The organism is Pseudoalteromonas rhizosphaerae, from assembly GCF_902498845.1.
GTDB lineage: Bacteria > Pseudomonadota > Gammaproteobacteria > Enterobacterales > Alteromonadaceae > Pseudoalteromonas > Pseudoalteromonas rhizosphaerae.
The window spans coordinates 192,540-216,859 of sequence record NZ_CABVLM010000002.1 but is presented as its reverse complement, the minus strand read 5'-3'; the positions used below and the strand labels follow the sequence as shown (position 1 = coordinate 216,859).

Sequence of the window (24,320 nt, the reverse complement as noted above, 5' to 3'; positions counted from 1 at the left end):
CCAAAAACAGTTTGACTCAGCCTAGCCATAACGACCGGTGATATAATCTTCTGTTTTCTTTTTCGTTGGGGTAGTAAATAACGTATTGGTATCTGAGTACTCTATTAATTCACCCATGTACATAAAAGCCGTTTGATCAGAAACCCGCGCTGCTTGTTGCATGTTGTGGGTTACGATAACAACGGTAAACTTATTTTTTAAATCGTTGATAAGCTCTTCAATTACCAGTGTTGAAATAGGATCCAATGCTGATGTTGGCTCATCAAGTAATAATACTTCAGGCTCGATGGCGATAGATCGCGCAATCACTAAACGTTGCTGCTGACCACCTGACAAACCAAATGCGCTATCGTGCAACCTATCTTTTACTTCATCCCACAGTGCCGCGCCTCGCAGTGACTGTTCAACCACTTCGTCTAATTTACGTTTTTCTTTGATACCTTGTAAGCGTAGGCCATAAACCACATTTTCGTAGATTGATTTAGGAAACGGGTTCGGACGCTGGAATACCATACCAACATTGCGACGCAGCGCTGCAACATCTACCTTTTTATCATAGATGTTTTGCCCGTGTAGTAAAATTTCACCTTCAATACGGCAAATATCAACCAGATCATTCATACGGTTAATACAGCGCAATAACGTAGATTTACCACAGCCAGATGGTCCGATAAATGCGGTTACTTGGCCTTTGGGAATATTCATATTCACTGAGCTAAGCGCTTGTTTTTCACCATAGTAAAGATCTAAGTTTTTGATCTCGAGTGCCGTTTGCTCGGTGCTTAAATTGTCTAAGTCCAATTTCAAACTGGTGCTTGATTGGTTTACTTGTGGAGCGACTGTAATCATGTTTGTTACCTATAGAATCTTTACTAATTATTGATCAAGCGATCTAAATTTTTCACGTAAATGGTTACGTATGCCTATCGCGGTGATATTCAGTGTAATAATTACTGATACCAGTAAGAATGCGGTGGCATACACTAGCGGACGTGCCGCTTCAACATTTGGGCTTTGGAAGCCAACATCGTATATATGAAAACCTAAATGCATGAACTTTCGATCTAGATGAAAATACGGGAAGTTACCATCAAGCGGTAATGTCGGTGCCATTTTCACCACACCCACTAGCATCAATGGTGCAACTTCGCCGGCAGCACGCGCCACCGCTAATATTAAACCGGTCATAATCGCAGGACTAGCCATTGGCACGATAATACGCCATAACGTTTCAGCTTGCGTTGCGCCCAGTGCTAAAGAGCCATGACGAACCGTACTTGGGATACGTGATAAGCCTTCTTCGGTTGATACAATCACCACAGGCAACGTTAAAATAGCAAGCGTTAAGGCAGACCAAAGTACCCCTGGAGTACCAAATACTGGACTAGGTGAGGCTTCTGGATAAAACAATTGATCCAAACTGCCACCTAATACATAAACAAAGAATCCTAAACCGAATACACCGTAAACAATTGAAGGAACACCAGCCAAGTTAATGACCGCGATACGGATCATCTTGGTAACCGCATTTTTAGCCGCATATTCATGTAAGTATATAGCTGCTACAACCCCAAACGGCGTTACAATTACAGCCATCAACATTACCATAAAAACAGTACCAAAGATTGCCGGGAATACACCACCTTCAGTATTAGCTTCACGCGGATCATCTGAAACAAATTTACCTAGTTGTACAAAGTAGTGACCTAGCTTTGCAACAAAGCTCATGTCATTAGGAAACCAAAAATCCAAAACCTGATATAAAGGCAAAGTAACAATTTCACCGCGCATATCTTTTACGGTTACCTGATCACGCTTAGCTTGTTTGCGCAGTGCAAACAATTGCTTTTCAAGTACGCCATACTCGGCTCTTAGATCTGCACGCTGTTGCGCAAGCTCAGCCACTCGTTCATCGGTCAGAGCATCATCGAGTAAATACGATTTCTCTTGTAAACGTAAACGCTCTAATTGATAGTTAATATGACCAATGTCACCGTTTTGCAAATCAAGCGCTTGCTCATTAAGCTCAACGGCACGTTCAACTAATTCTTCTAATACTTCAGTTTTATTATCGGTGATCACTTGGCCGTCTTTTATTACTTGTTCGACGTAGCCATAAAAATTACCGTTTTTACTGCGTTCAAACACCGCTATAGCCGCAGGCATGGTATTTGATTTTATGTCGGTTTCTATTACCCAACGAAAATCTAAATCAACGTATTCACGGTTACCGGTTTTAATTAAATAACGCTCTAGTTGCTCTTTATCATAACCAGATAAATCAACACCGGTTGCCTCAAGGCGCGATTTAGGCACCATTTCACGGTCGTATATTTCACCAATTACAGTTTGCTGCGCAACCGAGCCCTGTAGCTCTAGTTGCACGACTTGTGATGGCCAGAAAAAGCTCAACCCTTTCCAAGCAATCATTGCTAATAAACCTAAGACAGAAATCAAACTGATACTTACTGCACCACCTGTCATCCATATCCAAGGAGAACCTGACTTAAACCACTGCTTTAACATGTCGTGTCTCCCACTTACATCGAGCTGTATTTATCACGCAACTGCTGACGCACAAACTCAGCAATTGTGTTGAAAATAAAGGTGAATATGAACAATACAAAAGCGGCTAAGAATAAGATCCGATAGTGTGAACTACCCACTTCCGATTCTGGCATTTCTACTGCGATATTAGCGGCTAAGGTACGCATACCTTGGAAAATGCTCCAATCCATTATTGGCGTATTACCTGTTGCCATTAGTACAATCATCGTTTCACCTACGGCGCGGCCTAAGCCCATCATCACAGCAGAGAAAATACCAGGGCTGGCGGTTAATAACACCACACTAACCAATGTTTGCCATTGTGTTGCGCCTAGCGCCAATGAACCGTTTGATAAATGCTTAGGCACACTAAATACAGCATCTTCTGCGATAGAGAAAATAGTCGGAATAACCGCAAAACCCATCGCAATACCGACTACCAGTGAATTACGTTGATCGAAAGTCAGACCCAATTCGTTAGTCAAATACTGGCGAACATTACCGTCAAACATCCACAACTCAACCACCCCGCTCATCGCAAAGGCTAACCAACCAATCAGTAACAATACTGGTATTAGTAAGATTGAGTGGGCCCCTTCAGGAACTCGGTGACGAAAGCTTTCTGGTAATTTAGTCCACGCAAATGCGGTCGCTAAAATCCCCAGCGGCAGCATAAACAACAAGCCAACAATCGCAGGTAAATGCTCTTCTATCAACGGCGCAAGCCATAAGCCCGCTAAAAACCCTAAAATTACGGTTGGTAATGCTTCCATTATTTCAACCGTTGGTTTGACTACTTTACGCAATGGACCTGACATAAAATAAGCGGTATAAATTGCTGCAGAGAGCGCAATCGGCACTGCAAATAGCATCGCATATAAAGCAGCTTTAATAGTACCAAATGAAATTGGCACTAAAGAAAATTTAGCCTCAAAGTCATCACCAGCAGACGTTGATTGCCAAATATAACCCGGCTCTGGATAACCCTCATACCACACTTCTTGCCACAAGGCTGACCATGTCACCTCAGGGTGTTCATTGTGAATTTCAATCACAGTTAATTTGTCATCAGCTAGAATAAGTGCCGCATTTGAGCGTGGTGCAATAGCAAAGTTTTCAATCGGACCTTCACTGATTTTACCTTGCCATAGTTTTGCTTCACTGGTGGTGTAATACACGCCTAACTCACCATTAGAACTGGTGGTAAAGAACGTACGACGATAAAACTCAGTGAATATATCTAGCTTAGGCTGCTTTGAGGTTTCAAACGCACGTATTTTTTGATATTCACGGCCATCGTCAGTATTAATTTCAAACCACTGCGAAACTTCACCATTATCATTCGCTAGCATCAGCGAGTTAGCACCGGCTAATAATTGCGCCGAAACCAAGTTGGCATTTTCTTCATTCGCCGCAAGCATTTGGATCAGCTCAACCTCGCTTGGATTGCGAGTATCGTAAACATAAATTTGATTTGCTGAGCGCACAAAAGTACGGGTGGTATCTGGCGACATTAGTAGTTGGTCTACGCGCCCTTCAACATCAAGTTCAGTGCGTTCAACAACCCATTCAACTTCACCGCTGAACATGTTTTCTTCAGCAACAAAACTGCTAAAAATTACACGCTTATCAGCCGTTTGTGCCACAACAGCGGTTTTATCTTCATAATGGCTAAATGCAAATTGTTTAATGGCAGCACCATTGTCGTCAACCAGCAATGTTTTTTCACCAAGTGGATAACCCAAACGCGGGGTTAATTTACGTTCGTTATTAGGAAAGGTAACTAAGAATTTAGGTGACACTATCATCACCGAACCATTTTCTAGTCCGTATGCGTAATGTCCTTGAAATGGCGCGCTGGATGCAAAACTACTCACTTCGCTGTCAAGTGGCACAACTAAGCTAGCAAGCTTTTTACCAAAGCCCTTTTTCTCAACACTGTAATAATCAACCTTACCTTGTTTGCTCAGTAAAAAAGCAATTTCAGTTTGCTCTTCAATACCTAGGCCAACAATTTGTTCAGCATTACTAAGCGCAAAGCTATCGCGCGTTTCTACTTTCGCTGATTCAAAAATAGGTTGCACAACATACAATAAATAGAAGAATATCAATAGCAAAGCTATCAATACCATAATACCGCCAGCGGTAATGCTAAATTTGGCAAACCGATCTTTAAATAGACGGCTTCTATCCGTATTAAAAGACGGTTTATTCGGATTGGAAGTCATCAAAACACCTATAAATCTTAACGTTGGGTAGATTATATTTCACCAAGATGACAGTATTGTTACAAACGTCATAATTGCTAAGACTTTGTTGTGGTATTCATCATAACAAAACAAACAATGTTTATATTCAATAACTTGAAAAACTTTCAACTTAGTGCTTTATTATTGATAAACAAAAGTTTAGATAATTCAGACTGTAAACTCACACTATTTTACTGTTTTTAAATTGAACTATTGGCAAAAAAATTGGACAAATTTGGGGACTGAGTCAATACTCAATCCGGTTCTTTTTAATCATTCAATAATTTCATGCCTGGGCATTTATTATTTAATTACGGCACTCTTTAGGAATTATCTATATGAAGCAATTGGTTATAACTATTTTGGGACAAGATCGTCCGGGACTTGTAGAAGACATCTCATCTGCAATTTTAAATCATAATGGTAACTGGTTAACCAGTAACTTAAGCCATTTAGCCGGTCACTTTGCTGGCATCATTGAAGTAGCTGTGCCAGCAGAGCATCTGCAAGAATTACAAGATGCATTACATGGCTTACCACAATTAGAAGTACGGATTGAAACAGGCGCGCATGAACTACCAGACACACCTGCTGAACAGCTTAATTTTGTGATAACTGGTAATGACCGACCAGGTATTATTCAAGAACTTGCAGGAGTATTGCGTCACAAAGGGGCTAATATCACTCACTTAAACTCTAAGCAGCAAAGCGCACCAAACTGGGGGGTACCAATTTTCAGCGCCGTAGCAACAGTTGCTTTGCCAACGGGCATGAATAAAGACGAAGTTGTTGCTGCACTAGAAGCAATTACATCCGACTTAATTGTTGATATTGAAGACGCTTAAGTCACACCTCACAGCCATCTTCTATAGCAAGACAAACATGTAATAAAAGTGACATGTTTGTCATTTTTATGTCATCTAAGTGTTCTATATTTTGTTCAGTTGCTGTCCAAGGAATAGAATATGAACGCCTGCGCTGATGTGTCTCAAACGATTAATTATTTTGCCCCAGAGTTAAGTTGGCTGTCTTTTAATGATCGTGTTTTACAAGAAGCTAAAGATAAAAATAACCCGATTATTGAACGTATTCGTTTTTTGGGGATCTTCTCAAACAATTTAGATGAATTTTTCAGAGTTCGGGTTGCCGATGTAAAACGACGTATTCTATTAAATAAACTACCAGATACTAATTTTGATGAAGATGAAATTTTACTGACCCAAATTCAGCAAAAGGTTTTGCAGCTTGGTAAAAAATTTAACGTTATTCATCAGCAAATTCTCGATGATTTAAATACCCACAACATTCATGTTGATCGTCCCGAGCAGCTTAGTGAATTTCATATTAACTGGCTAAAAATATTTTTTCACGACAATGTATTACAGCATATATCGCCTATAATGCTAGATGAAAATAAAGACTTCTCAGATCATATTAACGATACAATGACGTACTTGTTTGTCGAAATGTTTAACGACAAAAGTCATTATGCGATGTTAGAAGTCCCTACCGATCGCGTACCACGCTTTGTAATTTTACCACCCGAAAAAACCCGTCGTCATAAAACTATTGTGATGTTAGATGACATTATTTTGTTTTTTTTAAGTGACGTATTTAGCAGTTTTTTTAGTTTCACTGAGATCCAAGGCTACGCAATCAAGCTGACCCGTGATGCAGAATATAACCTAGATGACGAACTAGAAGAAGGCATTTTAGATAAGATGTCTAAGGGCCTAAAACAGCGTATTTATGCCGAGCCAGTGCGCTTAGTATACGACCAAGCGATGCCCGAGCCAATGCTTAAAGTAATGAAAAAACGCTTAGGTGTTACTCATCACGATGCGTTGATCCCCGGTGGTCGCTATCGTAACTTTAGAGACTTTATTGGTTTTCCCAATGTTGGTCGGCAATATTTAGAAAACAAATCATTACCGGCTTTGCAAAGCACAGCATTTAATAATCATGCCAGTGTGTTTGCTGCAATTAGTCAGCAAGATATTCTACTTTATTATCCATATCATACATTTAATCATCTACTGGAATATGTTCGCCAAGCAGCATTTGACCCTCGAGTAACACAAATTAAAGTAAACATTTATCGTGTTGCGAGTAAATCTCGATTAATTTCATCACTGATCAACGCGGCAAAAAATGGCAAAAAAGTCACCGTTATGGTGGAGCTAAAAGCACGCTTTGATGAACAAAATAATATTGAGTGGGCAAAAGTACTCAGTGGCGCAGGTATTAAAGTTATTTTTGGTATACCAGCTCTTAAAGTACACAGTAAGTTATGTATTATTCATCGTCGTGAAAAAGGTCAAATAGTAAAGTACGCGCACATTGGCACTGGTAATTTTCACGAAAAAACCGCCAAAATTTATACAGACTTTAGTTTATTTACTAAACATCAAGGTATTTGTGACGAAAGTGATAGCGTATTTAAGTTTATTGAAAGCAGTTATAAACCGTTTATGTTCGAACATTTGATGATTTCGCCAGTGAACGCTCGACAGCTGTTGCTTGGTTTAATTCACCAAGAAATAACCCATGTTGAAAATGGCCACGCTGGTAAAATAACATTAAAAATAAATAACTTAGTAGATAAAGAACTGGTTGATTGCTTGTACTTGGCCGCTCGTAGCGGTGTTAAAATTCGCATTATTGTCCGTGGTATGTGTTCCTTAGTGCCAGGACTCAATAATTTTAGCGACAACATTCGGGTAATTAGTATCGTCGATCGCTTTTTAGAGCACCCACGAGTTATGATCTTTGGTAATAATGGGGATGAAAAAGTCTATATTTCATCTGCAGATTGGATGACACGTAATCTTGATCATCGAGTTGAAGTTGGCGTGCCTATTTATGATGAAAAACTAAAACAACTCATTGTTGACGTACTTGAACTGCAATTTAAAGATCGTACCAAAGCGAGAATCATTGATAGCGAACAGAAAAATCATTATGTTAGACGCGGTAATCGTAAAAAAATACGTTCGCAAATAGCTATTTATGATCACTTAAAAAAATGGGAAGGCAATTACAATAATGAATGATTACCCCTCAATAGCTGCGGTTGACTTAGGGTCAAACAGCTTTCATTTAGTGGTCGCAAGAGAAGTGGATGGCTCTTTGCAAATTCTCCACAAAGAAAAGCAACGCGTTTACTTAGCCGATGGCTTAGATGAAAAAAACCAATTAAGTCAAATGGCTATCGATAGAGCATTAACGATATTAAAGCAGTTTGCTACTACGCTACAAGACTTCCCTGCGAGTAATGTAAAAATTGCTGCAACTTATACATTACGACGAGCTAAAAATATTAATTCATTTTTAACTCAGGCAAATAGAGTTTTTCCTTATCATATTGATGTGATCTCAGGTCAAGAAGAAGCGCGCTTAATCTATCAAGGTGTTGCTCATTATGTTCATCACGATGAAAACCGTTTAGTTATTGATATTGGCGGCGGTAGTACCGAGCTAATTATTGGCAAGCATTTTAAACATAAGCTGCTCTCTAGCCGTAATATGGGCTGCGTAAGCTATACCAAGCAATTTTTTGCCGATGGTATTATTAATGATAAACGCTTTAGCAAAGCACAAATAAAAGCAGAGCAAGAACTTGAGGTTATTTTTGCCAATTACGTCAGCGCAGGCTGGCAATCGGTAGTGGGGACGTCAGGCACCATCAAATCAATATTAGCCATGATCAACGCTAATGACCCTGAACAAAAAAATATCACACAGGAGCGATTGCTCGAACTTAAAACTCAGTTTATAGCCGCTAAAACTATCGATAACTTACTTATTGAAGGTTTAAGCCCGGAGCGTCAAGTAAGTATTTGCGGTGGCTTAGCTATTTTACTCGCGATTTTTCAGCTGTTTAATATTACCGAAATGGATTACAGCGACTTTTCACTACGTGAAGGTTTACTGCATGAAATGCAGCAAAAGTTAGCGCTTAAAGATATACGCACCAATACCATAGCTAATTTAAGCGAAAGAAACACAATAGATAAAGTACATGCACAACGTGTTGCAAATACTGCCGATTGGTTATTCCTACAAGTACAAAAAGAATGGCAGCTCGACTCATTAGATAATCATCAATTATTAGTGTGGGCAGCGCAATTACACGAAGTGGGTTTAGGTATTAACTCATCAGGCTTACACAAACATAGTGCTTATGTTGTTGAAAATAGTCAGCTGCCAGGATTTACTCAACAACAGCAAACATTATTAAGCTGTATGATACGGTTTTACCGTAAAAAAATTCGTTTAGAAGAATTTCCAACTTTACTCTCGGTGCCCCACTTTCAAATATTACAATTAATTGTATTACTCAGACTAGCTATATTATTAAATCAAAAACGCCTTAACGATCAACATCAAGAGTTAGCAGTGTCAGTAAAAGGCAATAGTATGCTATTGCAGTTCCCAGCTGATTGGCTCAATGAACAAACCTTGCTTCATGCTGATTTACAACAAGAGCAAAAATATTTGAAGAAAGTAGGCTTTTTAATCGACTTTGTGTGATTTACAGACATGGCTGAATTTGGATAGCATGCGCTATCCAAATTAGATCTTCTATTACATATCCATATGGCGATTAGCACTTTGCATCATTTGCTTTAATCCTTGATGTTCAAGCTCCAGCAATTGAGATAGTTTCTCTTTACCTGTTGGCGTTTCTGCACGACTAAGTAAGTATTGATAAAGATTGATCACCTTTTGATGCTGATCTGATATATAACCTTGCATGGCTTGCTCATCAACACGCGTATCACGGTTTAAATCTGTAAAATTAATCAGTTCAGAGTTTTCAGCAAAGTACTCGTAACAATAAGTATCTAAGGTATTGATCTCCGTGATAGCTTTAAAGCCAACTAAATCCTCAGCCAACTTTTTTTCGTACTTAACAAAATAGTCTGCCAGCATTTGGTTATGCTCTGCTAAATCGTCTCTGAGACTAAAAAAATTTGCCGCCATTTGGGTATGAAATAGTACAGTCCAGTCGTACACTTCTTGTATTGTTTTAACTTGCATGTGCGTTCCTTAATTAACCCTAGTAACCATACTCTTGCGTAAAACGTGCCAATAAAAAGTTAAATTAAAACAGAGAGATATTGAAAGTAAATCACCCAAACTCGTATAAGTTACAAGTCATAGGGTAATTTTTATAGAGTGGCGGTAAAAAGCGGTGGCTCCTATTTTATTTAAACTATGGCTAAGTGAAATACCGAGTCAATAACAGGCATTATTCAGATAAATCAATATATGTTCATTACAGACTTTTCATATCCTAGCCGTAGATAAAATACGCGCTGCTAAATATAAAAAGGCAATAACAAAGAGCTGAGCTATTCTTGCTATTTATACTGATGTTGAAGTGAGGCTGGTTTACCCCTCTTCAAACTCTTTATAAATAAGCCACTTTGGAAGGTAGGGGGTGTCGTGTACCTGCCAGCCATGCTTATCATAAGCAAGGCTAGCCACTGCGCTTATCAGTAGCGCTACATCGCCTTTCCAGGTCACTGCGCCCTCTGGTGGATCATTGTAGAACTTGTAATGCAACTCAATGGCTGTGTGGATTGCCCGTTTATAATGCGCTTCATCGTTTGATAAAAGCGCCACCCACACATCCAAGTAAGGCAAGAAAAGTTTGTTTACATAAGGCGCTCTAAACTCATCAACATGCTCAGGGCCTGATTTTTCCATTACCTCGCGTAATAACACTGTTTGGTCTGCGTCTTGTATAAATATATTTCGCACAAACTTGAGGAGTGCGAAGTCAAAGGCATCAGGGTACTCAAGCCAATCTTCTTCGCACCGGCAGATTAACTCAACCGCATCAGCGTCTCTTAAGCAAAGCGCTAAACTCAATTGCAATAACCAATTATCAACCATTATAGAGCGATGCTCAGCACGACCCTCTAAGCGAAACACGTGCTCTTTTAAGGTAAAAATATGGCGCTGCCCTGGGTTCGACACTAAATTATAGTGCGCATGTAATAAATCTAGGCCAAAGCGCATAATAGGCACGCCCTCAAGCCCTTTCTCTGCATTTTGTGCATGAAAGCTTAGACTTATACAATCCATTGCGTCAGAGTTTAACCGTGCCTGCGGCTCCTCATAAATCGCGGGCTCTAGCTCGAGATAACGCTGCCACCTATTGTTATAAGTATCTAAATGAATTTGAAAGGCATTTTGCAAGTTCACTAATTTATAGTGGTCATTGTGGTACTTTAAATCGCTCATAACTGAATCTTTCCAATGGTGTAATTTGTCACGTCAAACGTTGGCTTTAAGGTGCTGCAAGTTTGAAACTTCTGTTGCACTTTACGAAACTCAATTTTATCAGAATAATTATCAAATGCTTGTAAAGTATTACCTAGCGCTTTTATTTCGGCGCTGTTATTGCCTGCATCAATCGCTTTTTGGTACTCACGCTGCATGTTTTCAACCACTGACTGCACATAAGAGGTACTGCCTTGCTCAACGCGTTTACCTTTATCTTGCAATGCTGCTCGCAGCGACTTTGCATCAGGCAGCTTGTTACCATACAAAAGCGCAATGGTCAGGTCTTTCTTTTTGCCACTATCTTACTCATTCGAGAATAATGCAGCTGAAAATAATCGCCAACCTCTTTCAATGTATGCCCACCGGATGCATAAAGAAATAATAGGGGTCAGATCACTTGCTTCATAATACTCTGTCATGGTTGTTCAGGTACTGGCATATGAGTAGTGTTGTGAAGCAACGAACCTGACCCCTGTGTACATTTAATGCGAAACAAGAAAAACTAGCTAAATCTGTAAAAAATACATAACGAATTTAATGATATAAGTACAATTGCTGGTGTCGATGTTGCCTATAACGAACAATCATCTGAAGTTGTTGGCGCAATTACAGTACTGAATGCTGATACATTAGAAGTACTTGAAGTACAAACCAGCATTGAACCTATTAGCTTCCCTTATATTCCCGGGTTATTTTCTTTCCGCGAACTCCCACCACTTTTAAGTGCATTTAATAAACTCACAACTGTGCCAGATTTGATCGTTTGCGATGGTCATGGCCTTGCACACCCAAGACGTTTCGGCCTTGCTTGTCACTTAGGTGTCACCTTAGATATCCCCACTATAGGCTGTGGCAAGAGCAAGTTATTAGGTGAGTTTAAAGAACTTGCAAAACACCGTGGCGCAACGTCTGATTTAATAGATGACGATGAGATTATTGGCAAAGTGCTACGTACGCAAGATAATATCAAACCCGTTTATGTATCCATTGGCCATAAAGTATCACTAGATACTGCAGTGAAGTGGGTGTTAAAACTAGCGTCTAAATATCGACTCCCAGAAACCACTCGCCAAGCAGACCAATTGGTTAATAGTACTTTAAAAGAGCATAGAGAAAAGACTTATGAAAAACCATAAGTCTCACATACTCATTAATAAGTTTTATTTTCGTATGAAATATTTACCTCCTTAAAATTATCATTTCGAAAAGCAATGACTTCATCTAGTGCTAAATTAACTAAATGGTGAAAGCTTAGTTCTTCTAGCTCCAGCCAAGCATGTTTGTTAAGCTCATATAAAATATTCCTGCTAATATTTGAGACAAAAAGCGTATTAACTGGGAATTCTAACAGCGACGGCAGTAATTCTGTAAATTTTATATCCGTTACGTCTTGTAAGCTAAGCTCTATAACATTATCAGAAGGCAATTTTTTTATATCGTTAAAGCTAGTAATTTTTAGCGGTGAATTATCAACTGCAGCATTCAAACAAAAAATATCGTCAATACTTTTATAGATATATATACCACGAAGCCTGTTTTCTTTACTAAAAGCTAACTTTAAACTTCTTTTATCCTCTGCTTGAAACCTAGCTTCATAATGAGATAACACTGAAGGCTCATTCCATTCATATTCATACTGAAGAGGCCCTGCGCCATAAAATAATTCAGAGTAGCAATCATGCTTTTGAAAGTGTTGTGCTATTGCATCAGCAATCCATCCATTAACGATGCAACGTACATCACACACCCATCCATAGGCAGTCTCATAGACAACACCATTAAAAGGTTTGCCTTCATGGATAAGCTGAAAATTTCCATCCCATTCTTGATCAATGGCCGCATCTAAAAGCTCAAGCCCTTTAATGTCTATAAAAGGTAAATCGTAATCACCCAATTTTTGACCATTAAGAAATTGCATTTTACTAACAACAATCCCGCTTTCAGCGAAAATAGCAACGCCGGTAAAGGGCGTTCCTTTAAAAAAGTACGTATTATCTTGGTTCACTAGCGCATCAAACACAACAAGTGGTGGAGCTTCACATTTCATTATTCAACTTTTCCCGTGAGAATTTCAAACTTTTTTAATATACCAGAACAATTCATACAAGCAGGAAAGTTTGTTCCAGCGTCACCGCCTTTTAACTTCACAGTTGCAATCGAAATATCTGAAAAACTAACTGTGGGATTCTCTTTTAATATTTTATTTACTGCTCGAACTTCAGCATGAAGCCCAGGAGCACCTGCTCTTCCATGAGGTATTTGAATTTCATGTTTATAAGCAAAATCTAAATATGATTCTATTTCTGTAATTAATCGCGTATCTAACACTTCTAAATTTCCATTGTAGAAGTTTTTTAGAAATGACATATATGATTTAGGATTAGTTATTATCAATGTATCATTTGATGAGCCATAGCCAATTCCATTAGTTCCGTCATTTACTATATTCGATACTTTTGCTGGCCTTCCAGTAAAGTTAAAGAAAGCACCTGTTTTACTTGAAGCTTTCCCAGCTATAAAAAATAATAGGGGTCAAAAAATAATAGGGGTCAGATCACTTGCTTCATAATACTTTGTCACGATTGTTCAGGTACTGGAATATGAGCAGTGGTGTGAAGCAACGAACCTGACCCTTGTGTACATATATTTGCCCCAGCATAAAAATAATAAATTAAAGTATTAGAATAAAGGAGTCAGGTAGTTAGCCCACTCCTTTTTATTATCTGCTTTACAGATCCCGCTTTCGCCATAACAAATAAACGGCTGGCAGTACCAACAATGTTAATATAATGGCGCTGAACATACCGCCGACCATCGGTGCGGCTATGCGGCTCATTACTTCACTGCCGGTGCCTGTGCCGTAAAGTACGGGGAGCAAACCGATTATAATAGTGGCGACTGTCATCATCACTGGGCGTACTCGCAGGCCTGCGCCTTCGACTATGGCTTGTTTAAGCTCTAAAAAACTAAGCACTTTACCTGCTTGTTGTGCTTGCACGCACTTTTCATAATAGGCTTGGTTTAAATACACTAGCATGATCACGCCAATTTCCACCGCAACCCCGGCAAGGGCAATAAAGCCCACTCCCACTGCGACTGAGAAGTTAAAGCCTTCTAAATACATGAGCCAGATGCCGCCGATCATCGCCAGCGGTAAGGTTGCTATTATAATTGCCACTTCTACAAAGCTTCGAAAGTTGAGGTACAACAACACAATTATAATCGCTAAGGTCAGTGGTAATACATAGGCGAGCTTTTCTTTCGCACGTTCCATGTATTCATATTGCCCTGCCCAGGTTATTGAATAACCTGCTGGTAGCACTAGTTTTTCGTCAAGCACTTTGCGCGCATTGTCGACATAACTACCAATATCAATGCCATCAATATCAATAAAGCTCCAGCCGTTTAAGCGGGCATTTTCGCTTTTTATGCCCGGCGGACCATCTTCAATAAATACGTCAGCCACATCGGCAAGAGCAATGCGTTGCCCTGCTGGGGTGACTATTGGCAATAGCATCAGTTCTTCGGGCGAATCCCGATAGTCTTGCGGATAACGTAAGTTTACCGGGTAACGCTCTTGCCCTTCGACCGTTTCGGTTACATTCATGCCGCCAATTGCGGTGGCAACCACTTGCTGCACATCGGCAATATTTAAGCTGTAACGGGCGGCTTTTTCACGGTTGATATCGACCTTTATATAACGCCCACCCGCTACTCGCTCAGAGTAAACGGAAGCCGTGCCGGGTACATCTTTAAGTAACACTTCAATCTGCTGGCCAATTTTTTGAATCTCGCTCAAATTTGGTCCCGCAACTTTAATGCCCACAGGGGTTTTAATCCCAGTTGCCAGCATATCAATACGAGTTTTGATCGGCATCACCCATGCATTAGTCAGGCCTGGAAACTTCACTAAGCCGTCGAGTTGTTTTTTCAATTTGTCTAAGGTCATGCCTTCGCGCCACTGATCTTTTGGCTTGAGCTGAATAAAGGTTTCAATCATGGTCAGTGGCGCAGGATCGGTTGCTGTTTCTGCCCGGCCGACTTTACCAAACACGGTTAACACCTCTGGAACTGTGGCGATAAGTTTATCGGTTTGTTGTAAAATCTCGCGCGCTTTCCCAATCGATAAACCAGGATAAGTCGTCGGCATATACATTAAATCGCCTTCATCCAGCGGCGGAATAAACTCACTGCCAATTTTATTGACCGGATAAAAGCCAATAACAGCGACCACCACAGCCAGTACTAAAGTCATTTTAGGGAACCGCAAAACCGTGTTCAGCAGCGGCTTGTAAGCATTCACTAGCAAGCGGTTTACTGGGTTGTTTTGCTCAGAAATAACTTTGCCGCGTATAAAGTAACCCATTAATACAGGTACTAAAGTGATTGCCAAGCCCGCAGATGCGGCCATGGCATAGGTTTTAGTGTACGCTAACGGAGCAAACATCCGGCCTTCTTGGGCTTCTAAAATAAACACTGGCATAAAGCTCACGGTAATGATCATTAAGCTAAAAAACAGCGCTGGACCGACTTCACTGGCAGCATCGGTGACAACTTGCCAGCGGTTTTCATCGGTTAGTGGCGTTTTTTCCATGTGTTTATGCATGTTTTCGATCATTACAATCGCGCCGTCGGTCATCGCGCCAATGGCGATAGCAATACCACCGAGCGACATTATATTGGCGTTTATGCCTTGCCAATACATGATGATAAATGCCGTTAATATTCCCAGCGGTAAAGTGATAATTGCCACCAAGGACGAGCGTACATGGAACAAAAATACGATGCATATAAGCGCCACTACCACTAGCTCTTCAAATAGTTTGCTGGTGAGGTTATCCACTGCATTTTTGATCAGATTAGAGCGGTCATACACAGGCACAATTTCTACCCCATCGGGTAAGCCTTTGCTGAGTGATTCAAGTTTTGCTTTCACCAGCTCTATGGTTTTTTGTGCGTTTTCGCCATAGCGCATCACCACTACGCCACCAGCTACTTCGCCCTCGCCGTTTAGCTCAGCAATGCCACGGCGCATTTGTGGCCCAAGGCGAATATCGGCTACATCGCGTAATTGCAGCGGTGTGCCGTTGGCATTCACCCCAAGTGGAATTGCCTCTAAATCAGCGACGCTTTTTATATAACCGGTGCTGGTTACCATGTATTCGGCTTCGGCCATTTCCACCACCGAAGCGCCCATTTCTTGGTTACCTTGCTTAATTGCGGTTTGAATTAAACTCAGTGGTATACCATAAGCACGCAGTTTATCTGGATCTACATTGACTTGATATTGCTTCACCATACCGCCCACTGAGGCCACTTCTGACACCCCTGGTACAGTTTGCAATTCAAACTTTAAAAACCAATCTTGCAAGCTGCGTAACTGGCTAATGTCGTGTTGATTGGTTTTATCCACCAGCGCGTATAAATAAATCCAACCTACACCGGTGGCATCTGGGCCCAGCTCTGCGGTTGCGCTGTCGGGCAAGCGGCTTGCTACTTGACTTAAATACTCTTGCACTCGACTTCTAGCCCAGTAAAGATCGGTGTTTTCATCAAAGATGACATATACGTAGGAATCACCAAAAAATGAAAAACCACGTACCGTTTGCGCCCCGGGTACTGAGAGCATCGCGGTGGTAAGTGGGAAAGTAACCTGATCTTGCACCACCTGTGGCGCTTGCCCTGGGTATGAGGTTTTTACAATCACCTGCACATCGGATAAATCAGGTAAGGCATCAACTGGGGTATTTTTTACCGCAAATAAACCACTGCCAATGAGTATTGCTGTTAGCAATAATACAAAAAAGCGATTGGTAACGGACCAACGAATAACTGCTGCTATCATAAAGCCTCCTAATGTCCGTCATGCGATGACATGGCGCTATTGTCACTAGTTCGCATGCTTGATTCAGTATCGATAAGCTGGATCACGAACTCACCATCTTGCACACTAAAAGTAAATGTCAGCTGTTGCTTCGGCTCAAGGCTAATTAAATCAATATGTTCAGCAAACATAAAGTCCATAGTGGCCGGATCTCGGTGCCATTTCTCAATTGCACCACGGCTAATATTGGCAGTGCGCTGGGTTTTATCAATGCTGTTGATAGTACCGGTTACGGTCGCCATATTTTGCGCTTCGCTCATCATATGGGTGGAATCCATAATATGAATGCCGCTAATCATATAACTGCTATCAGTTTTTTTAGTCAACTCAAAATGCAGTGTTTGCCCAGCTTGCAGCGCTTGAAAATCAACGCTATCGGCAACCGTAAAGTCCATTTTCATACTAGGCCAATCGAGCTCTTCAATAGGGTCATGGCTGATATTCACCATACGGTGACTTGCCATTACACTATTAACGACTCCTTTGCCCCACACGCTAGTGGTAGCTTCTGGTGTTTGCATGCGCTTAAAATCAGAGCTTTTGCTGGATTCTGAATCTAACAAGAATTGCGCTGACGTCACCACTTCATCATCGGCTTTAACGCCCGCTAAAATAACGGCGTTATGGCTATCACTGCGGCCCAGTTCGACTGCCACCGATTTAAAGCGTCCTTCGCCTAAAGCGATAACAACACGGTCTTGGGAACCGGTGCGGATCACCGCTTCTTTAGGTACTATAAGTTGTTGCTCAGCAGCTTTAGCATGGATGCTTACTTGCGCAAACATATTCGGTTTTAGTTGATGATCTTGATTATTAAAGCGTAAACGCACCCGCAAAGTACGGTTTTTGGCATCCAATGTTGGGTAAATATAATCGACCTTACCGCGCCAGCTTTGTCCGGCAATATAATCTAGAGTCATAGTCACCGGTAAACCGACTTCAATAAGCTGCGCTTGCCGCTCGAATACTTCGGCTTCGACCCAAACTTCATCAAGTTGAGCGATACTCATCATTGAGGTGCCTGGCTTGACATAAAAACCTTCGCGCACATTAAGTTCATCAACCACACCACTTTGGCGAGCATAGAAGGTAATATTTTGCATCACCTTTTTATTAACTTGTAGGCGCTCGACAAAACCATCCGACACATTCAATGCTTTTAAGCGCGCTTTGGCTGCACGAATAAGCACGGTGTTATTACGATCAACAGCCAGTACAAATTCTTCTTGAGCATTTACCAGTTGCGGAGAATATAAGGTATACAGCGGTTCCCCTTGTTTTACCTGATCGCCAGCGGCTTTAACGTACAGCGTTTCTATCCAGCCTTCTACACGCGGGTGAATATGCACTAACTGATCTTGATTGTATTGTACGTAGCCCACCGTTTTTACTTCACTTTGCAGTGCCTTGAGCTGTACTTTAGCCGTTCTAACCCCTAAATTATTAACAACAGCAGGGGAAATTGTCACTGCACCGGGACCATCTTGATTGTTGTTAGCTCCTTCACTATACACAGGTACTAAGTCCATCCCCATTGGTGAAAGCCCTGGTGCATCACGGCGATAATTACTATCCATAGGCGCAACCCAATATAATGGTTTTTTCTCTGCGCTGATCACCTCAGGCTCTGTACTATTACCGAAAAAATACAAGCCACTAGCAGATATTCCTGCACCTATAAGTACTGCGATAAGCAATTTTAAATTAGTGTTCACGGTGCTCTCCTGCTAATTGCTCAACCATCACAGCAGCATCTTTGCTACTAGCGTAATAATTCAGGCGAGCAATAATAATTTGTTGATCAATCTCTATGTTTAACGCATCAATTTTGGCATTCAGTTCGCTGATACGGGCGCGCATTACATCTGAAAAGTCACCGTCATCACGGGTATAAGCATTTAATGTAGCTTGTGCTTGCTCCGCCATTTGTGGCAATAATTTAGTTTGATAAAGTGCATCACGCTTTGCTAATTGGGGCAACTGACTAAACTCTTTAAAATACATCCCTTGTAGCTTTTGTAATGCAATTAGTTTTTGAGTTTTCACCGCCTCAGCCATAGCTATCGCCGCATTAACTTGTTGGTCTTGGCGGTTATCAGTAAATAGTGGTAAATCAACACTCACACCAACTGAAAACAGATCCGCTCGGGAATCCCCCATTGGCGTATCATCGCGATAACCATAGCCCATATTTACCCCAAACTGCGGTTTATAGCCTTGTTTTGCCACCTCAACTTCTGTTTGTTTAGCCGCTACTGTTTTATCAAGCGCGACAATCGCTGGATGCGCCATTAATAATGGCATCAACTGTGCAAATTCAAGCTGCGCAAAATCAACTAAAGGCGCTATATCATGACGTTTTGCGCTGACAGGCTGAGTTAACATGTTGATTGGTAACCATTGCGATAAACGCTTTTTCGCGCTTTCGAACTGCTGCTCTAACATCACTAATTTATCTTCAAGGCGGGTTAACTCTAGCTGCGCTCGAATAATATCTTGTTGGCGGGTGTTACCTACTGAGCTGGCATAACTCGATTCAGTAATATCAATAAGCTGCGAGAACAATGCTTTATCTTGCTCAATTAACGCAATACTTTGCTGGGCACGATATGCATTGAGCCAAGATTCAATAACAATGGTTTTTACTTGAGCGAGTCTGTCGGCTCGTAGCCAAGGATATTGCTGCGCTGACTGCGCTAACGCATGCTGCTTAAGCGCTAAGCTATCGCCACGGCTAAACATTTGGCTCACGCCAACTTTTAATTGGGTCATGCCTTCTTGGTCAAAAGCAAAACCGTCGGTGGGTAAATTCATTAAGCCCACCGTTAATACTGGATCCGGCAGTGTGCCTGCCGCTAAACTTTGTGCTTGTATAGCAGCTTGTTGATATTTGCTGGCGGTTAGCCATGGCTCATTATCAAGTGCATAGCTGAGCGCTTCATCAAGGCTTAATTCATTACTGTGTGCTGGAATTGCAGTTGTTAGCATAAGCGCTAAAAAACTGACTTTAAATACTGCGAAGTGATTCATCACTTACTCCACTAAAATTAAAAGACAACTAAATTTAGGGGCAGAAAAGGTGATTTAGGTAAATTTTAGACGCACCTATCCTGCAATTAAGCAGGCATAGGGGGGCGATACAGTGAACTGGCTATACGATGTTGATTTTGCGGGATATAAAGTTGTACTTTTTCAGACGTCGTCAGTATAACGGTAACTAACACACTCATGTTTAACATTGAGTGGGTACTGCAGGCGCTCATTGGACAACCACACTCTTGATTAGCGCTTGCGTCATCGTCACAACAATCCATGTTCATCATACCCGCAGACATGTCGTGATGCATATCACTACTATCAGCCATAGTTGCATGCGGTTGACTCATGTGTGGCATATCACAACTCATAGTTACAGACGCAACCGCTTGACCCACTAAAGTGAGCAATAAAACGACTGTGAATAAACTAATATAAATGCGTTGCAAAAAAGTGCCTTTTATAAATTAGGTTCTAGGTTCTAGGTTCTAGGTTCTAGGTTCTAGGTTCTAGGTTCTAGGTTCTAGGTTCTAGGTTCTAGCGAAGTTTATGATAACTATTTAGTTAACACAAACGTTTAGCTATTTTTTGGCGTAACTTTAATTAAGCTGCTGGCGGCGATGGCAAATAAGCAATAACCGGTAAAGTACCAAAAACCTGTACCAAATTCGGCATGCATGTTGATCAGTTCTCCCATCTGGCCATCGGCGTTACCAGCAAGGTAGGCCACAATCAAAGCAATGACAAATACATCTACCATGCTCCATTTACTCAAGCCTTGTATAACTTGACCGAGTATATGTTTTAATTTGTTCATCGGTATTAAACAATAAACTAATTGCATCAACAGTTTTAAAGCTGGCACCACAATTGAAAACAATGCTACCAATGCTGCGACTAGGTAATTTTTATTATTGGCAAGTTCGTTAACCGTGCCCCAAATGCTCCGTGTTTTTTTATAAGCACTAATTTCACCTTCGAGTTCATCAAGGCCCAACATGCTCGATGCCATCATTAACATACTGCGGGTATGACGGTCACCTTCATCAGCAATCATAGCAATGCCCGTTTTGGCGAGCTTTGATTTATCAATTTTCCCCTCAAGGGTTAGCACAGGCTGAGTAACGCCAGGTAATAACAACGCCAGAGCAATTAAAATAGTCGTGATCGGCAGTAATAAACGCATAGTCGTCTTTTAAAGTATATTGATGATGGCGCATCATACTCAAGGTATTAAGTATCTTCAATAATTGAGGCTAAAACCTCATCGCCGTATTGCCGTGCTACGAGCATGGCATTATAAACAATATCAATGGCAGAAGCTGGGCGAATAGTTTCTAACAATTTAACTGCTAATGGCCAATTATCTTCCTCTACCGCGCGAGCTAACTGCAAAGTAGCACCTAACATACCGTTAAAGTTAAGCAGTGCACTCGATAAATCATCGCCTAAACAAAACTCTTTTGCGATAACATCCAGTTCCATATTTAAAATAGCATCGAGCACTGACATCAAGCCAACTAAGTAACCACGCTGAGACATTTCCTTACCGCCAGGCTCTAGCATTAACTGCATGAAATGCGCACGAGTTAACCCCAACTTAGTTAGTTCACTAGGTTTATCAACCCCTAGTTCACTAAGCGCCAACACTCTTACAAATTGACGAATTGCATCTTCACCTAAATAAATAACCGCTTGTGAAATAGAGGTGATCACTAAATTTTGGTTACCAGAGCGGGCATTCACTAATTTAAGAATACGGGCAGTTAAACCGACGTCTTTCGCTACCCGCTGGTGGACTTCATCAAAATCGAGATCTGGGCGCGACGTACAGCGCAGCAAATCAAAAACAGCAAATTTAGATGGCTCAACATTATGGTAGCTGAGCATTTCTGGACGCGCGAAAAAGAAGCCTTGAAAGTAATCGCAGCCGGCACTTTTTAGCAGCATAAATTGTTCGTGCGTTTCAATTCGTTCAACTATGATTTTTACATCAGGAAAACGGCGTTTAAGCTTTTTTAACAGCATATTGGTTTTAATGATGGGCTCTTCAACTTCAAGCTTTATATAATCAACTAAATGTAATAATGGCTCCCATTTTTCATCTCCATCATAATCATCGAGAGCAAAAGTATAACCCTCTTTTTTTAGAGCCGTAACTCGATTGGTCACTTTATCAATGTTGTCGGCTCGTTCAACAATTTCTATTACTGCGCTATCGGGTTGCAATAATTTAGGGAAATCATCTAGTAGGGCATCTGAAGAAAGGTTTATAAAAGCGCGTTGGTTCGCAGTAAGTTTATTTATACCAATAAGCATTAAAGCGTTAAAAAACAGCCGCCCAGTAGCCTGACCATCTGTTGTGCCAATAGGGAATGCGTTATTTATCGAATCTCGATACAGTAATTCGTATGCATAAATGCCTGTTTCAGCATCAAAAATTGGCTGCCTAGCAATGTATTGTGTAACAAGTTTTGGCACCTCGGCGGTTATTTGCGTATCAAGCATATTATTTCCTGCTAATAACTATAGTGACTCATGCCAGCTAAATTGTTGTTATTTTATGTACTCAGTATAGTAAGGTTTTTGCGCCTTGCCTAAGCAATAATGCTCCTTTTACTGAATGTCTGCAAACGACCTGTAAAACCAAAGTTTTCACTATACCCACACTAAAATAATGGATAAGTTCTAATTTGACTGATGATTGAGTATAATAAGGGCTTACTTTTCTGTTAACCCCCAAAAGAGCCTTGATATGAGCATTGAACAAGCCTTAGTTGAACGCAGTAATAACCAATGTGAGTTATGTACTGCAACTGAAAACCTTTCTGTATACGAAGTGCCACCTGTCACTGAAGCTCATTCAGATAAATGTATTTATACCTGCCAGACGTGTAAAGACCAAGTTGAAGGCACTACTGATATTACCCCTACTCATTGGCATTGTTTAAACGATAGCATGTGGAGCCAAACACCTGCGGTACAAGTGGTGGCGTACCGTATGCTGACCCGTTTAGCTGCTGATAATGGCTGGGCACAAGATGCGCTAGACATGATCTATCTTGAAGAAGATACGTTAGCATGGGCTAAAAAAGTACTTGCTGAAAATGATGATATTAAACATGTTGATAGCAACGGCGTGGTACTGCAAGCCGGCGATACAGTCACACTTATTAAAGATTTAGATGTTAAGGGCAGTAGCTTAACGGCTAAACGTGGTACTGCTGTGCGTAATATCGGCTTAACCAGCAACCCTGAACATATTGAAGGACGTGTTGACGGTCAGCGCATTGTTATTTTGACCAAGTTTGTGAAGAAGTAAATATCTCTGTGCCTACAAAAAGGTGCATTTATGCGCCTTTTTTTGTTCCTAAATATAATTAAGCTATGATTAAGTAATCGCGCTGTAAACTACCCATAGATTAAAAATCAACCGATTCATTTATTTCAAGGAATAAACCATGCTATCGAACAAACCTTATTCAGTTTTAAAATCGATTGCCAGCATTAGTTTATTGGCCAGCAGTGCAATGGTACTTAACGGGTGCAAGAGCCTACCTGATCCACAAACTAAACAAACCACTGAAGATGCAGCCATGGCCACTTTAACAACTCAAGTTAGCTACCTTGATCGCAGCATGTTAGGTCCTGGATCACAACTCACAGTGACTTTAGCTGATGTGTCAAAGATGGATACTGAAGCAGAAATAATTAGTCAACAAACTATTGATATCAATGGCGCACCACCTTATACGGTAGAGCTTAGCTACGACGCGAGCAAAATGGATCAACGTCATCGCTATAGCGTAATTGCACGTATCACTAATCAAGATCAGTTATTGTACGTTAGTACTACACATAACAATCCATTTGAGCAATCACAACAAGCACCTTATGAAGTAGTCGTGTCTAAAGTTGCGCCGCAAAAGCCTAATGTCGATTTAGTAAATACGTATTTTAAAGCTGTTACTATAAATGGCGTGCAAGTCACTGTTGAAACAAAAGAACCCTTTATTCAATTTAGTAAAGATAACAAAAGCCATGGCTTTTTAGGCTGCAATAATTTTGCTGGTAGTTATCAAGTAGATCAACAAGCACTGACATTCAGCCCGCAAGCTAGTACTAGAAAAATGTGCTCTCAAGGTATGGAACAAGAAACTGCAATGTCTGGCGTACTAGAAAATACTGCGACGTGGAATATTAATGGTGAATCACTCACCTTAAAAGATAAGCAAGGTAAAGTACTGGCAACCTTTAAAGCCGTGTATTTTAATTAACTCTAATCACTCTCTGTAATTAAACGCCCA

Annotated in this window: 20 protein-coding genes; 6 read left to right on the top strand and 14 right to left on the bottom strand. The window is 40.8% G+C overall.

The annotated features are described in order from the left end of the window. Positions 1-21: 21 nt before the first annotated feature. Genes pstB through PSR9079_RS04020 form a run of 3 tightly spaced genes read right to left on the bottom strand, consistent with a single transcriptional unit; the run spans position 22 to position 4,775 of the window. Positions 22-849, bottom strand: coding sequence for a phosphate ABC transporter ATP-binding protein PstB (gene pstB, locus PSR9079_RS04030; RefSeq protein ID WP_145238219.1), 828 nt, complete (start codon positions 847-849; stop codon positions 22-24). Between the two features lie 27 nt (positions 850-876). Beyond that, positions 877-2,526: a phosphate ABC transporter permease PstA gene (gene pstA / locus PSR9079_RS04025; RefSeq protein WP_149980527.1), complete on the bottom strand. Its 1,650-nt coding sequence runs from the start codon at positions 2,524-2,526 to the stop codon at positions 877-879. Between the two features lie 14 nt (positions 2,527-2,540). Next, positions 2,541-4,775: an ABC transporter permease subunit gene (locus tag PSR9079_RS04020; RefSeq protein ID WP_149980526.1), complete on the bottom strand. Its 2,235-nt coding sequence runs from the start codon at positions 4,773-4,775 to the stop codon at positions 2,541-2,543. A 359-nt stretch (positions 4,776-5,134) separates the two neighbouring features. On the opposite strand from PSR9079_RS04020, the gene PSR9079_RS04015 reads away from it, so the two are divergent. From PSR9079_RS04015 to PSR9079_RS04005, 3 genes are all read left to right on the top strand, one after another. Continuing rightward, entirely contained in the window at positions 5,135-5,641 is a 507-nt protein-coding gene (locus PSR9079_RS04015; RefSeq protein ID WP_149980525.1) for a glycine cleavage system transcriptional repressor, read from the top strand. 120 nt (positions 5,642-5,761) lie between these two features. Beyond that, positions 5,762-7,849, top strand: a complete 2,088-nt coding sequence (gene ppk1, locus PSR9079_RS04010; RefSeq protein WP_149980524.1) for a polyphosphate kinase 1 — start codon at positions 5,762-5,764, stop codon at positions 7,847-7,849. Continuing rightward, the gene (locus tag PSR9079_RS04005; RefSeq protein ID WP_145238204.1) at positions 7,842-9,329 is read left to right on the top strand and encodes a Ppx/GppA phosphatase family protein; all 1,488 of its coding nucleotides are present in this window, start codon (positions 7,842-7,844) and stop codon (positions 9,327-9,329) included. Before ppk1 ends, PSR9079_RS04005 begins: the two co-directional genes overlap by 8 nt. Positions 9,330-9,383: 54 nt before the next feature. Here the strand turns inward: PSR9079_RS04005 and PSR9079_RS04000 are convergent, their stop codons facing one another. From PSR9079_RS04000 to PSR9079_RS03990, 3 genes are all read right to left on the bottom strand, one after another. Continuing rightward, positions 9,384-9,839, bottom strand: coding sequence for a hypothetical protein (locus tag PSR9079_RS04000; protein ID WP_145238201.1), 456 nt, complete (start codon positions 9,837-9,839; stop codon positions 9,384-9,386). A 354-nt stretch (positions 9,840-10,193) separates the two neighbouring features. Next, positions 10,194-11,051, bottom strand: coding sequence for an immunity 49 family protein (locus PSR9079_RS03995; protein WP_149980523.1), 858 nt, complete (start codon positions 11,049-11,051; stop codon positions 10,194-10,196). Beyond that, entirely contained in the window at positions 11,048-11,359 is a 312-nt protein-coding gene (locus PSR9079_RS03990) for a hypothetical protein (protein ID WP_149980522.1), read from the bottom strand. Before PSR9079_RS03990 ends, PSR9079_RS03995 begins: the two co-directional genes overlap by 4 nt. A gap of 255 nt (positions 11,360-11,614) precedes the next feature. Here PSR9079_RS03990 and nfi point away from each other — a divergent pair, with 255 nt between their 5' ends. After that, positions 11,615-12,229 carry a deoxyribonuclease V gene (nfi, locus tag PSR9079_RS03980; protein ID WP_149980521.1) on the top strand — a complete coding sequence of 205 codons (615 nt, stop codon included), beginning with the start codon at positions 11,615-11,617 and terminating at the stop codon, positions 12,227-12,229. Positions 12,230-12,243: 14 nt separating this feature from the next. Here nfi and PSR9079_RS03975 read toward each other — a convergent pair whose 3' ends face one another. From PSR9079_RS03975 to PSR9079_RS03940, 8 genes are all read right to left on the bottom strand, one after another. Continuing rightward, positions 12,244-13,140 (bottom strand): hypothetical protein, encoded by an 897-nt coding sequence (locus PSR9079_RS03975; RefSeq protein WP_149980520.1) that lies wholly within the window; start codon positions 13,138-13,140, stop codon positions 12,244-12,246. Beyond that, positions 13,140-13,421, bottom strand: a complete 282-nt coding sequence (locus tag PSR9079_RS03970) for a YwqJ-related putative deaminase (protein WP_179959139.1) — start codon at positions 13,419-13,421, stop codon at positions 13,140-13,142. Before PSR9079_RS03970 ends, PSR9079_RS03975 begins: the two co-directional genes overlap by 1 nt. Positions 13,422-13,821: 400 nt before the next feature. Then, the gene (locus PSR9079_RS03965; RefSeq protein ID WP_149980518.1) at positions 13,822-16,938 is read right to left on the bottom strand and encodes an efflux RND transporter permease subunit; all 3,117 of its coding nucleotides are present in this window, start codon (positions 16,936-16,938) and stop codon (positions 13,822-13,824) included. An 8-nt stretch (positions 16,939-16,946) separates the two neighbouring features. Continuing rightward, positions 16,947-18,692, bottom strand: a complete 1,746-nt coding sequence (locus PSR9079_RS03960) for an efflux RND transporter periplasmic adaptor subunit (protein ID WP_149980517.1) — start codon at positions 18,690-18,692, stop codon at positions 16,947-16,949. Continuing rightward, the gene (locus PSR9079_RS03955; RefSeq protein WP_149980516.1) at positions 18,682-20,007 is read right to left on the bottom strand and encodes a TolC family protein; all 1,326 of its coding nucleotides are present in this window, start codon (positions 20,005-20,007) and stop codon (positions 18,682-18,684) included. Before PSR9079_RS03955 ends, PSR9079_RS03960 begins: the two co-directional genes overlap by 11 nt. Before the next feature lie 86 nt (positions 20,008-20,093). Further along, a complete protein-coding gene (locus PSR9079_RS03950) occupies positions 20,094-20,462 on the bottom strand; it encodes a hypothetical protein (protein ID WP_149980515.1) in 369 nt (122 codons plus the stop codon). Between the two features lie 128 nt (positions 20,463-20,590). Then, positions 20,591-21,199, bottom strand: coding sequence for a paraquat-inducible protein A (locus PSR9079_RS03945; RefSeq protein ID WP_149980514.1), 609 nt, complete (start codon positions 21,197-21,199; stop codon positions 20,591-20,593). A 47-nt stretch (positions 21,200-21,246) separates the two neighbouring features. Next, the gene (locus PSR9079_RS03940; RefSeq protein ID WP_149980513.1) at positions 21,247-22,521 is read right to left on the bottom strand and encodes an EAL and HDOD domain-containing protein; all 1,275 of its coding nucleotides are present in this window, start codon (positions 22,519-22,521) and stop codon (positions 21,247-21,249) included. Between the two features lie 247 nt (positions 22,522-22,768). Here PSR9079_RS03940 and PSR9079_RS03935 point away from each other — a divergent pair, with 247 nt between their 5' ends. Both PSR9079_RS03935 and PSR9079_RS03930 read left to right on the top strand, forming a co-directional pair. Continuing rightward, positions 22,769-23,335: a PhnA domain-containing protein gene (locus PSR9079_RS03935; RefSeq protein ID WP_145238171.1), complete on the top strand. Its 567-nt coding sequence runs from the start codon at positions 22,769-22,771 to the stop codon at positions 23,333-23,335. Positions 23,336-23,474: 139 nt separating this feature from the next. Next, complete coding sequence (locus tag PSR9079_RS03930; protein WP_145238168.1) at positions 23,475-24,290, top strand: META domain-containing protein; 816 nt, start codon at positions 23,475-23,477, stop codon at positions 24,288-24,290. Positions 24,291-24,320 lie beyond the last annotated feature (30 nt).

Coding starts and splice junctions, on each gene's coding strand:
- pstB (WP_145238219.1), bottom strand. CDS start 849: ATGATTACAGTCGCTCCACAAGTAAACCAATCAAGCACCAGTTTGAAA.
- pstA (WP_149980527.1), bottom strand. CDS start 2,526: ATGTTAAAGCAGTGGTTTAAGTCAGGTTCTCCTTGGATATGGATGACA.
- PSR9079_RS04020 (WP_149980526.1), bottom strand. CDS start 4,775: ATGACTTCCAATCCGAATAAACCGTCTTTTAATACGGATAGAAGCCGT.
- PSR9079_RS04015 (WP_149980525.1), top strand. CDS start 5,135: ATGAAGCAATTGGTTATAACTATTTTGGGACAAGATCGTCCGGGACTT.
- ppk1 (WP_149980524.1), top strand. CDS start 5,762: ATGAACGCCTGCGCTGATGTGTCTCAAACGATTAATTATTTTGCCCCA.
- PSR9079_RS04005 (WP_145238204.1), top strand. CDS start 7,842: ATGAATGATTACCCCTCAATAGCTGCGGTTGACTTAGGGTCAAACAGC.
- PSR9079_RS04000 (WP_145238201.1), bottom strand. CDS start 9,839: ATGCAAGTTAAAACAATACAAGAAGTGTACGACTGGACTGTACTATTT.
- PSR9079_RS03995 (WP_149980523.1), bottom strand. CDS start 11,051: ATGAGCGATTTAAAGTACCACAATGACCACTATAAATTAGTGAACTTG.
- PSR9079_RS03975 (WP_149980520.1), bottom strand. CDS start 13,140: ATGAAATGTGAAGCTCCACCACTTGTTGTGTTTGATGCGCTAGTGAAC.
- PSR9079_RS03965 (WP_149980518.1), bottom strand. CDS start 16,938: ATGATAGCAGCAGTTATTCGTTGGTCCGTTACCAATCGCTTTTTTGTA.
- PSR9079_RS03955 (WP_149980516.1), bottom strand. CDS start 20,007: ATGAATCACTTCGCAGTATTTAAAGTCAGTTTTTTAGCGCTTATGCTA.
- PSR9079_RS03945 (WP_149980514.1), bottom strand. CDS start 21,199: ATGCGTTTATTACTGCCGATCACGACTATTTTAATTGCTCTGGCGTTG.
- PSR9079_RS03940 (WP_149980513.1), bottom strand. CDS start 22,521: ATGCTTGATACGCAAATAACCGCCGAGGTGCCAAAACTTGTTACACAA.
- PSR9079_RS03935 (WP_145238171.1), top strand. CDS start 22,769: ATGAGCATTGAACAAGCCTTAGTTGAACGCAGTAATAACCAATGTGAG.
- PSR9079_RS03930 (WP_145238168.1), top strand. CDS start 23,475: ATGCTATCGAACAAACCTTATTCAGTTTTAAAATCGATTGCCAGCATT.